This is a genomic window from bacterium (assembly GCA_030685015.1).
Classification (GTDB): Bacteria; CAIWAD01; CAIWAD01; order CAIWAD01; family CAIWAD01; genus CAIWAD01.
Window position 1 is genome coordinate 16,641 of record JAUXWS010000007.1, and the last position, 11,136, is coordinate 27,776.

Below are 11,136 nucleotides of genomic sequence, written 5' to 3' on the forward strand. Positions count from 1 at the left end.
GACTCCCGTTATTGGCTTCTGTTGGGCCGTTTCAGCCTGGCCAGGGCCTGCAGGGGCGAATCGGGGGCCAATGGCCGGCAGCCGCAGTCACCCTCGTTCATGTTGGAGCCGCACTGGGGGCACAGGCCCGCGCAGTCCTCGCGGCAGACGAAATACTCGGGCTGGGACAAGCGCAGGGCGTCGCGCACCACTTGATCCAGCTCAACCCACTCTTGCTCAGGAGCCACCAGGATGAGGCGGTCCTCCTCCTCGTCGGCGACGCCGCTCCCGTATTCCAGGACAACGCAACGGTCCTCGATCTCCACCGGCAGCTCCACTTCGCCCAGGCAGCGATCGCAACTGCGATGGACCAGGGTGCGGATGGTCATGCCCAGGGCCCAGCCGCCGGGCAGCTGAGTGATCTTGGCCACGAGCGCCACATCCCGGCGAAACCAGTCCGCCAGGAGGTGCAGGTCCGACGGACTGGCGCTCAGATCCGCCCGATCCAGTCCGCGACGTATTTCCATCATCTGGATACGCATCGAGGGCATGAATATAGCACCGCCGTGCAACGCGCCGCAATGACGGCCAAAGACGAAACGGACCGGGGCAAGCCGCCGGCCATGCCCTGCCCCGCCGCACGCCCATAAGCACTTGAGTGAATGCCGGGTGAGGCCGCTCAAGCTTGGCCACAAAGCTGACGATATAGCCGTGAACACGGCGGGCGTGAAGCCCTCGCCTTCTCACCAGGCAAGCTCCCGGCGGTAGTGATGACCAGCTTGATCCACCTGAATACCTGTCCTAAATTGGTGACGAGCAAGTCAGCGAAAACCTGCCGCGTCCACGAACATGTATTCAGCCTGCGGTGCGTGGACAAGCCTGGGAGGGACAGCATGAAGCCAATGATCGCCCGGTTCCTGCAAGTGTTGCTCACACTGCTGCTGGTCATGCCGGCGCTTGCATCATCTGGCCATCCCGACGACGGCAACGACAACGCGGACCAAAGCCTCCGCACCACCTTTGCCCTGGACAGCCTTTTCTTCCACGGTTCCGGCGGCATCGCCGACCAGAACATCACTCCGAGCGAGACGATCTACATCACGGCCGTGCTGCAAGCCGGCACCTGGAACTCCACGGCCCCCATCGACGAACTGATCATCATTCCGAACACCACTAACCCTCCCGACTCGCTGGGAGGTGATTTGATCGACTTCTACAGCTACAGCAACTCCCAGGCCTCGGGCATCACCATCACCACCAACGGCAGCGGGCAGTCCCGGCTGACCTTCACCATCACGGCCCCCTCGAGCTGGCAAAGCGGCGACGCGACCTTCACCATCCACCTGGACGGCAAGTGCACGTCCATCCACCAGGCCGAGGTGAGCGAGACCTACGCTTCCATCGCGGGCGCCGCCGTGAAGCATGCCGGCACCATGACCTTGACCGGGGCCGGCTTCACCTACGGCGTGATGCAGGCCGACCTGAGCCCGCCCACGATGGTGCTGGCCGGCACCTATGCCACCAGCCTCACCACCATCCGCATCCAAACCAACGAGGCCGTGGCGGAATTCGGTGGCGACGTGGGCGCCGCCTTCAGCGTGTCCGGGGACGGCATCGTGGGCAGCATCGCCGGCATCAGCCTGACCGGCTCCTCCAACACGGTGTGGACCCTCAACCTGGCCAGCTCCCTCCCGCATCGGAACTGGCAAGGCACCATCACCTACGACCGGGATGTGCTGGCCGCGGAACTGCGTGACACGGCGGGGAACGAGATGGAGGACGGCCACAACCTCACCGCCACCACGGAGCGCATCCCCCCCGCCAACCCCTCCATGGTCAATCCGAACTCCAGCTCGGATCTGAGTGGCGGCTCCGTCGTCTGGAGTGGCACGGCCAACTCGATTTCGACCGATCCGTCCATGGCTTCCGTCTCCTTGCAGGGAAGCCTCAACGGCGCCTCCTGGACAACCCTCTCCACCGACTCCAATGTGAGCGACTCCAATTACGGCGGCAGCTGGGCCTACGGGACGCAGTACCGCTTCTACCGGCTCCTGGCCACCGACGACAAGAACAACACGGCGGCCTCCGCCTCCAGCATTGATTTCCAGGAGGTGCAGCGCCTGGCGCTGGCGGGAACGGTCAACCAGGAGGTCGGCCTCTGGGAGGACGAGGTGGTCGTGTCCATGCGGGACGCCTACGGCAACCTGGAGACGGGCACGCGCACCCTGGCTCTCTCCCAGGTGGCGGGGCCGGGTGTCCTCACCTTCTCCAGCGAGAGCGACGGCACGCCCCTCATCTCCTCGCTGGACCTGGAGGGATCCTCCTCCGCCTCTTTCTGGGTGTCGGGCAGCGTCCCAGGCAGTTATCAGCTGCGGGCGGCCACGGCCGGGCTGCTGGCCGACACCCTGGACTGCAGCATCGTGACGGGCGATCCGAACAAGGTGCTGGTCGCCCTCAGCGGGCAAAGCTTCGTCAACGGCACGGGCGTCACGGGCACTCCCACTCCGACCGACGCCGGGACGGCTTTCGGCGTCGATCTCTATGTGGTGGATGCCAGCAACTTCCTTTGCGATTTCGACACGGACGATGTGAGCACGCTGTTCAGTCGCACGGCGGTGGCCAGCCCCTCCGGCAATAATCCGCAGATCAAGGTGGGGGGCGCCGCCTACACGACCAACTGGGCAACGGCCAAGAACATTTCCTTCGAGAATGGGGTGAACACGACCACCCTCCTGGTTCGTTTCTACAACGCCAGCACCACCGGCGCCATCAACGCCCTGGCCACGGGTGTCCCCAACAATCCCTGGTCCAGCGACATCACCATCCTCGCCCTGGATCCGGACCAGATGAATTTCAGCCTGAATGCGGCCAGCCAGGAGAGCGGCACCCCCTGGTCCGGCACCAACACGGTGACGGTGAAGGACGTGTACCAGAACAACATCACCTGGTTCGACGCCTCGCAGCAGCCCCTCACCCTGGACGCGACGCCCCAGGGCGGCGGCACCGTGACCAGCCTCATCATCAGCGGCCGCGGGGACGCCGTGCTGGACGAAGCCACGGACTTCGTCAACGGCACCTGCAACCTGACGGCGCTCGGCATCGTGCTGACGGCCACCACGGGAGCCTACGACATCGGTGGCGACCTGGGCGCCAACCAGGGCACGCGCGTCAAGAACATCTCGGTCAACGCGCCCACCTTGTCCAACGCCAGCCCCGCCTGGCGCTTCCACATCAATGCCCGCGCCGACAGCCCAGGCTACATGCTGCAGGCCAATGTGGACGAGGACGGCGAGACCCTCTCCGTCCACTGGGCCTTCGACAACGACTCGACCAAGTACTCCGCTTACGACGCCGAGTACAGCGCCACCGTCACGACGGGCGGCGGCTTGATTCAGCGCTACCTGGACGGCGCCACCATGTATGCCCAGGGATTCGGCTACGACTACATGTTCTGGTGGGTGGGCGGCACGGACGCCCAGGGCAACGCCCCCGACGGCAAGCCGGTGGCGGCCAACCGCATGGTCTATGTGGTCAACCCCACCCTGACCCTGCGCGGAGTGGACATCGGCGCCAACATGAGCCCCAATTCCACCAACAACGCCATCACGCGGCTGGAACTGAACTCGGAGATGCCCGGCGCCGATCTGGTGGTGACACGGCTTTCCTTCACCAAGACATCCTCCTCCAACGCCACCACGGCCCATGTCTCCGCCTTCCGTTTGTGGTGGGACGTCAATGGCAACGACCAGTACGACGCCGGGGTCGACACGCAGTTGGGCAGCACCATCTCGGGCACGATCAATCCCAACTTCACCGGCTTGAGCCTGCTGGTGGGCCATGGTCAGGCGACCCGCGTGCTCCTCACCGTCGACATCAGCGCCTCCGCCACCAACCAGCAGACCCTGGGCATGGAGATGACGAGCGAATCGGCTGTGGCCCTGCAAAACAGCGTGGATGACGTGGAGCCCTTCGGCGGATCCTGGCCGCAGCCGGGTGCCGCCGCCGATTACACCCTGCCCGTCGAGTTCAGCGATTTCGCGGGCGAGGCCACTTTTGGCCGCAACATCATCACTTGGCGCACCGAGTCGGAGATCAACAGCCTGGGCTTCCGCCTCTGGCGCGCTCCCACCTCGGCGGAAGGAGTTCTGCCGGCGGACATGGCCTTCACGCCGATCAACGACTGGCTGCTCGATGAAGGCCTGCTTGGCCGCGAGAACAGCAGCTCGGCCACCGACTACCGCAGCATCGACCAGGATGTGGAGCCGGGGACCGTCTACTGCTACCGGGTGGAGGCGGTGGATCTGGACGGAAGCAGCGAGTTCCACGCCACGGCCGTCTATGTCTCGACGCTGAGTCCGCCGGCCGGCTACTCCCTGGACGGCAACGCACCCAACCCCTTCAACCCGGTCACCCTCATCCGCTTCACCCTGCCCGCCGCCGTGCCAGTGGAACTGGGCGTCTACAACATGCTGGGCGAGCGGGTGAAGCAGCTTCTGAGCGGCGAGACCCTGCCCTGGGGTCCCCATGCCCAGCGGTGGGACGGCACCAACGAGCAGGGCCGTCAAGTGGCGAGCGGGACCTATGTCTACCTGCTGACCACGCCGGATTTCCGCCAGGCCCGGACCATGCAGCTCTTGCGCTGATCCGCGCCCACATCAGAGCACAGGGCAAGGCCCCTTTCCCACGGGAAGGGGGCCTTGCTTGTTGTAAATGCGGTAATCGGCCCCCGATGGATCGGTTCCTGTGCAATGCGGCTGTTGAAGCGACCACGTCGCTCAGCGCAAGGCGCGGCCCCGCAGGCGTAGTGGAGCTACGTCATGGGGTGCAACGCCACGGTGGGCAACGGGAGCGCTTGCCGAAGGGTTGTGTCATGGCCTCGATCGAGTCACTCCAGATGCAACCAGCTAACAGCGTCCGACAGATCACGGGGTTCAGTCCACTAAATGTGGGCTTCGATGACGGCCGTCCTCATCAAGGCGACGAAGTCCGTGTAGCTGCGCGTCTCCAGCACGCGCGGCGCCATCCGTTCATCGCGGAAGAGGTGGGCCAGCTCCGAGAGGATGGCCAGTTGGATGCCGGGATCGTGTTCCTGGGTGAGGAGCAGGACGATGACCCGCGCCGGCCGGCCGTCCGGGGCGTCGAAATCCACGCCGACGGAGGACAGGCCCACCGCGACAAGGGGTCGGGGCAGACCCGGCACGCGGGCATGGGGCACGGCCAGGCCTTTGCCCAGGCCGGTGGGCAGCGCCTCTTCCCGGGCCCAGACGGCCGCCTGCACCGTCGCCAGATCAAGCGTGGTGCCGGCGCAGACCGCTCCCGCCAGCTCCTCCACCACGCCGCGCCGCGTGTCGGCGCGCAGGTTTCGGATGAAATGCCGTGCGCTGAGGAAATCCACCAGATGCTGGCGGCTGCCGTGCCGGACGAGCAGGCGCATGATGGGTCCGCTCATGACTGATGTGACGATGGCCATGATGACCAGGGCCACGAAGAGGTACTGGTCGATGATGCTGGCCTGCAGGGCAAGCAGCCCAAGGATGATCACCATGCCGCCCCGGGCGTTCAATCCAAAGCCCACCGCCCAGGCATCCCGCACGCTCATCCCGCCCCAGCGGCCGCCCAGGTAGCCGCCCAGCAGCTTGCAGACCGTGGCGATGAAGAGGACGCCCAGCACCAGCGGAAGATTGAAGCTGGTGATGAAGTTGACTTGCAGGCCAATGCTGGCGAAAAAGACCGGGGCGAAGATGAAGGAGACGAACTGGTCGATGATGACGCGGCTCCGCTCCCGCAAATGGGGCGAGTCCCCGATCGCTACACCCACCAGAAAGGAGCCGAAGATGGCGTGGACGCCGATCCACTCGGTGAAAGCGGCCCCCAGCAAGGCCAGGATGAGAGCGAAACTGAGTTCCCCGCCCGGCCAGCGGGTGTAGGCCTGCACATAGGGCATGGCGTGATGGATCAACCAGCGACCTAGGGTCAGGATGCCGGCGGTGAAGGCCAGGGTGAAACCGATCATGGACAGGAAACCGTTCGCCGTCCCCACATGTCCGCTGATCAGACCCAGGACAACCGCGAAGATGATCCAACCCACCAGATCGTCGAAAATGGCGGCGGCAATGACCACCATGCCCAGGTCGCTACGGTAGAGTCCCAGGTCCATCAGGGTCTTGGCGATGACGGGCAGGGCGGAGATGGAGAGGGCGGTGGCCAGGAAGAGGGCGAAAATCACTGGATCCGCCCCGGCATGTCGACCCAACAGCTCCGGCAGGAACCATGCGGCGGTGAAACCCAGCGCGAAGGGGATGAGGATGCTGCTCAGACTGACCTTGGGCGCCACCCGACCCTGACGCCAGACAATGGACAAGTCCACCTCCATCCCCGCCACCAGCAGGAATAGGACGATGGCCAGGGTGGCAATGGCGTTCAGGGCGATGGCGTTGGCGCCCACGGGCGGGAAGAGGAAAAGCGCCAACTCGGGAGCGAAGGCGCCCAGCACGGTGGGTCCCAGCAGCACGCCGGCCAGCAGTTCGCCCAGCACGGCCGGTTGCCTGAAGCGCTGGGCCAATTCGCCCAGGATCCGCGCAACCCCCAGCAGGACGGCAAAGGAGAGGAGCATGACGAGCACCTGGTGGGAACTCAGGCTTTCCATTCACCTCCAGCCAGCTGGATCGCTGTCAACCGTGTCGGGGGGAATCTTGCGCCGCAGTCCGCAGGGGAACCCGGCCATCCGAAAGTAAGGAGCGTCCCCCTCCCCTGAAAGCCGGGGCTTGTCGCGTACCTGTCCTGGGAGCAGAAACCCCCGCGGCTGCGATCGCCGCGGGGGTTGGCAGCTTCATGCCTGGGTTGGCGGCTAGCGAACCAGCAGCATGCGGCCGGTCAGCTGGCGTCCCTCGCTCTGCAGCGTGTAGAGGTAGAGGCCGCTGGGCAGGCCTGTGGCATCAAAGCGGGCCTGGTGCTGGCCCGAGGGCAGCAGCTGGTCGGCCAGCACGGCCACTTCCTGTCCCAGGATGTTGAAAACGCTCAGCCGGACCTGGGCGCTGCGGTCCAGGCTGTAGGAGATGAAGGCCGAGGGGTTGAAGGGGTTCGGCCAGGCCTGGCCCAGGGCGAAGGAGTGGGGCAGCTCGTCGGCGCCCACCGTGCCGCACACCTGGATCTCGTCGATGGTGCGGGGCAGGATCTCCTTGGTGAACTGGTAGGCGTAGCGCACGCCCTGGATGTTGTAACACTCGTCCTCCACGGCCTCGTAGCCGGGGAAGTAGATCATGATCTGATCATTGCCGTCGAAGACATAGAAGGGGTTCGCGGAGACGCAGGTGGTGTTCTCGACCCGCACGAGCACGCTCTCGAAGTCCTCCAGGTTGGCATCGGTCACGGTCACGAGGACAGGCTCGATCACCAGGCTGCCCGGGGACTCCAGGACTTCGATGACCAAGCCGGGGTTGGTGATCTCGGTGAAACCGTTGTACTCGAGGACGGTGCCGGTGACGCGGATGTAGTCGCCCTCGCTCACGCCGGGATGGGCGCCGAAGACCTGGATGCCGTGCCAGGCGCCACTCGCCTCCTGGATGAACATGGAGGTCGAGGTCTGGAGGTAGGTGACCTGGCCTTCGGTCGTCACCAGCTGGCCGTTGTAGGGGCTGACATCAGTCTGGCCCTGGATCTCGTAGATGCTCAGGGTGCACTGGACGGGGGCCGCGAACACGGCAGAGAGGGCGGAGTCGCCCGCGTCGTCATAGGCCTCGACCCTGTAATACAAAGTCTGGCAGGCGCCGGGGGCGGTGATGGGCGTCAGGTTGGTGAACTGGTCGCCGCCGGCGGGCGAGAGCAGCATGGTGCCGTCCAGGTTGCCGGGGGTGGTGCCGTAGTACAGGGTGGCCACGGTGACAAGGCCGTCGCTGTCGGTGATCGTCGCGTTGAAAGTGACGTCGGCGCCCGGGGTCAGGGGATTGGGCGTGTAGGCGATGGCGCCGATGGCGGGGGGCACATTGCCTCCCAAGAACGGCTCTGTGGGCGAACTGCTGTTCTGGGGGTTGGCCGTTTCAGGGGCGTGGATCACGAAGTCATTGAGATTGTTGTTCGAATCCCAACCATTGCCCAAAAGCGCGGATGCGCCACCCGCAGCCATGTCAATGGTGGTGTCCGAGGGATTTGACTTGCGCTCATAGCTTCCGGTGCGTGGATGGGTCGGGTTGATGGCCGCACCCTCAGGGGCATTCGCCGTCAGCCACCCCACCAGATCGATCTGGTTCACCGATGCATCAATGAGGCGAACATGCCCGCCGGAATTGCCAAGCCCGATGGCTCCATTGAAGATGTAGTCAGGCGTTGGCGTCGTCAGGGCATTTCCGGCGAACAACACAAATCCGTGGGCGGCGATGCTGGCGCCGCTGGGGAAGGTGAGCTTGTCCGTCCATGAGGTTCCTGTGGCGGATTTGTATTGGATCTTCCAACCACTCAGATCCACTGCATCCAGCGTCGGATTGTAGAGTTCGATGAACTCGTCGTTCACGCTGGAGGTCTCATAAAAGCGAAGCTCACTGATGACTGGATAGGTGGCGGTCTGGGCCATGACCTGTCCCACCAGTCCCACCAGCGCCAAGGCAAGCAAACGATGTTTCATGATTCACGTCCTTCTTTTGGTGCAATCCCAGGACGCCGAGGGCACCCGGCGTACTTCCTATCGTTGTGGTTCAAGGTCAGGTTCAGGGCACGCGGGGCTTCACCGGCGGCATCGAGTGATCCGGTCCGGAGAGGCACGCCACACAGTCACAAAAGCAAAGCTAAATGGCAAGTGTCAAGTGCGTATTCGCAAGCTCTCAGAATTGCGTTGAAGGTGGGCAATCACCCCACGCCCTGCCTGGATTGGTTCCCGATCGACGCACTTTCCCTGCCCGCCCGATTGACAGGCCCCGGCCCCTGTCCTATCTTCTTGGCCTTCATCCAGGCGATGCACCCATAGCTCAACTGGATAGAGCGTCTGACTACGGATCAGAAGGTTAGGGGTTCGACTCCTCTTGGGTGCACTGACAGTCAAAGGGTTCCGCCACCGGCGGGACCCTTTTTCGTTTCCGGTCGCCGCACGGTCGCCGTGTTATGCAAAGCAAGCGCCCCACGGCGACAGGCGGTAGGGCGCTGGGAAAAATGGCTGGTGACTGCGCCGTTACGGCGGATGCTTGTCGAGCCCCTGAAGCAGCTTCCGGATCCGCTTCACGTAGCCTCGCGTCTCCTCCGCGTGCCTTCCAGTGACCCGGTGCAGCTCGGCGGCCACGGGCGCCCAGTGGTTGGGATTCATGCCGGTCGCCACCAGGCGCTGAGCCTTGATGATGTGGCCTGGCCCGGCGTTGTAGCTGGCCAGGGTGAAGGCGATCCTCTCCTCCAGCGGCCGCGGGGCCTTCCAGATGGCCCACATGCGCGCGTCGTAGTAGATCCCGGCCTGGATGTTGTCCTTCACCAGCCAGGGCGAGGTGACGCCCAGCTTGGGAGCCAGATCCTGCCAGGTGCCCGGCATGATCTGCATCATCCCCTGGGCGCCGGCCCAGCTGCGGGCGGTGGTGTCAAGCGCGCTTTCGGCAATGGCCTGGGCCTTCCACCAGCGCCAGTCGAAATCCGCCCCGAAGTAGCGCTTCGAGTACTTCTGGAAGTGCGGGTCGTAGCGTGTGGTCCAGGTCCCCCGGGCGGTCCCCGCCAGCACCAGCAGCAGGCCCAGGCAGGGCCACAGGCGGCACGTGTGCCCCGCTCCCATCAGTTCAGGCCCGCGGAGACCAGGTGGGCGCAGAAGACCAACAGGACGCCCGCCAGGATGGCCGCGGCCACGTTGCCCTGCTTGATCTCGGTGATGAAATCGATTTCGGGGAAGAGCCAGTGGTCGGCGCCCTTCCACAAGGCCAGGGCCAGCACCACGGCCAGGGCCGTGTAGGCCACATTGACCATGGCCGCGCGGACGAGTTGCTCGAACATGGGTCCCTCCTACAGTCCGAAGCCGATCTGCAACACCATCAAGCCGAATAGCACGCCCCACAGGTCCACCGCCACATCCGACCAGCTGAAGCCGTCGGCCCGCAGGATCAGGTCTCGCCAGTCCCCGAAAGGTGCCTCGTACCAGAGGGGCTTGAAGCCGTCCGCCACCTCCCACAGGACTCCCAGCACTAGAGCCAGCCCAGGTCCGAGGAGGTCCGGGCGGGCGACACCAGCCCAGCGGGCCACGAGCCCCAGGACCAAGCACATGCCGGCGCTGCCCAGGAAATGCACGCCGGCATGCCGGTCCAGCACGGCCTTGCCGTTGAACCGGAAGGGTCGTCCGGCCAGTGTGAACAGGGTCTTGATGTGCGCGGGCTGCTCCATCCGATCTCCTTCAGAAGGACTTGAACACGGTGACGCCCACGGCCCCGGCGCCGGCGGACACGGCCAGGCCCCAGGGGTCCAGCCGGGCGCCGGCCACGACGCGCGGATGGCCATCCTGGACGCCCAGGCCGGCCAGGGGGTGGAAGCGGTCGCGCCAGGTGGTCTTCCTGGGCTGCACGGCCAGTATGACGCCGGCGGACAAGGCCGGACTGGATGTCCGGGTGATCGCCCGCCAGCCGTCCTTCCCCTCCACCAGGTCGATGGCCACGCCCGCCTGCAGCCGCACCTGGTCCAAGGTGACGGCCAGGCTGGGCAGCCAGTCCGGCCCGGGCTGGTCCAGGCCCACTCTGCCAGCCACGCAGAGCCCGTCCACGCTGTCCCCGTCCGCCAGGACAAAGGGCACCTCGTAGCGGATGAGGTCGGAATCCGCCGGCGTGCGGGTAGCCTGATCCAGGTGAAGGGTCGCCGGCGGCAGGTCCCGGCGCTCAAGGGCCAGGTGCAGGTCCATCTGGGCCCGCGTGGCCGCTTTCAGCTGGCGGGTCAGGCGGTGGATGCTGGCGTCCCGCTCCAGCAGCATGCCCTCCAGGGCGCGCGTGACGGTGGTGGAGTCGTCCACCTGCAGGGGTGCCTCCAGGCCGACCGCAGCCCGCCGGGCGGCCGCCGCTCCCTGCTCGGCCAGGCGCACGCGTACCTCCTGCCAGCCCAGCAGGCCCGCCGCCAGGATCAGCAGGGCCCCTGTCACGGTGAGCTTCACGCCGGCACCCGCTGCATGTGCAGGCGCCGGATCTCCCCCATTTCGCTTTCCAGCCGGGACAGCGA

8 protein-coding genes and 1 tRNA gene are annotated in these 11,136 nt (G+C 65.5%); 2 read left to right on the forward strand and 7 right to left on the reverse strand.

Annotated features, from left to right (window positions below):
* Positions 1-8: 8 nt before the first annotated feature.
* Positions 9-530 (reverse strand): DUF177 domain-containing protein, encoded by a 522-nt coding sequence (locus tag Q8O14_00635; protein ID MDP2359247.1) that lies wholly within the window; start codon positions 528-530, stop codon positions 9-11.
* Positions 531-872: 342 nt separating this feature from the next.
* Between Q8O14_00635 and Q8O14_00640 the strand changes: the two genes are divergently transcribed.
* Positions 873-4,622, forward strand: a complete 3,750-nt coding sequence (locus tag Q8O14_00640; GenBank protein MDP2359248.1) for a hypothetical protein — start codon at positions 873-875, stop codon at positions 4,620-4,622.
* 296 nt (positions 4,623-4,918) lie between these two features.
* On the opposite strand, the gene Q8O14_00645 is transcribed toward Q8O14_00640, so the two are convergent.
* Both Q8O14_00645 and Q8O14_00650 read right to left on the reverse strand, forming a co-directional pair.
* Positions 4,919-6,625 (reverse strand): cation:proton antiporter, encoded by a 1,707-nt coding sequence (locus Q8O14_00645; GenBank protein MDP2359249.1) that lies wholly within the window; start codon positions 6,623-6,625, stop codon positions 4,919-4,921.
* Between the two features lie 201 nt (positions 6,626-6,826).
* Entirely contained in the window at positions 6,827-8,596 is a 1,770-nt protein-coding gene (locus Q8O14_00650) for a lamin tail domain-containing protein (GenBank protein MDP2359250.1), read from the reverse strand.
* Positions 8,597-8,925: 329 nt separating this feature from the next.
* Between Q8O14_00650 and Q8O14_00655 the strand changes: the two genes are divergently transcribed.
* Positions 8,926-8,999: transfer RNA gene (locus Q8O14_00655), tRNA-Arg, on the forward strand.
* Positions 9,000-9,136: 137 nt separating this feature from the next.
* Here the strand turns inward: Q8O14_00655 and Q8O14_00660 are convergent.
* From Q8O14_00660 to Q8O14_00675, 4 genes are read right to left on the reverse strand one after another with little or no spacing between them, the layout of a single operon-like run.
* Positions 9,137-9,718 carry a transglycosylase SLT domain-containing protein gene (locus Q8O14_00660; GenBank protein MDP2359251.1) on the reverse strand — a complete coding sequence of 194 codons (582 nt, stop codon included), beginning with the start codon at positions 9,716-9,718 and terminating at the stop codon, positions 9,137-9,139.
* Complete coding sequence (locus Q8O14_00665) at positions 9,718-9,933, reverse strand: hypothetical protein (protein MDP2359252.1); 216 nt, start codon at positions 9,931-9,933, stop codon at positions 9,718-9,720. Before Q8O14_00665 ends, Q8O14_00660 begins: the two co-directional genes overlap by 1 nt.
* Positions 9,934-9,942: 9 nt before the next feature.
* On the reverse strand, positions 9,943-10,317 hold the full coding sequence (locus tag Q8O14_00670) for a hypothetical protein (GenBank protein MDP2359253.1): 375 nt from the start codon (positions 10,315-10,317) through the stop codon (positions 9,943-9,945).
* Positions 10,318-10,327: 10 nt separating this feature from the next.
* Entirely contained in the window at positions 10,328-11,071 is a 744-nt protein-coding gene (locus tag Q8O14_00675; protein ID MDP2359254.1) for a hypothetical protein, read from the reverse strand.
* Positions 11,072-11,136 lie beyond the last annotated feature (65 nt).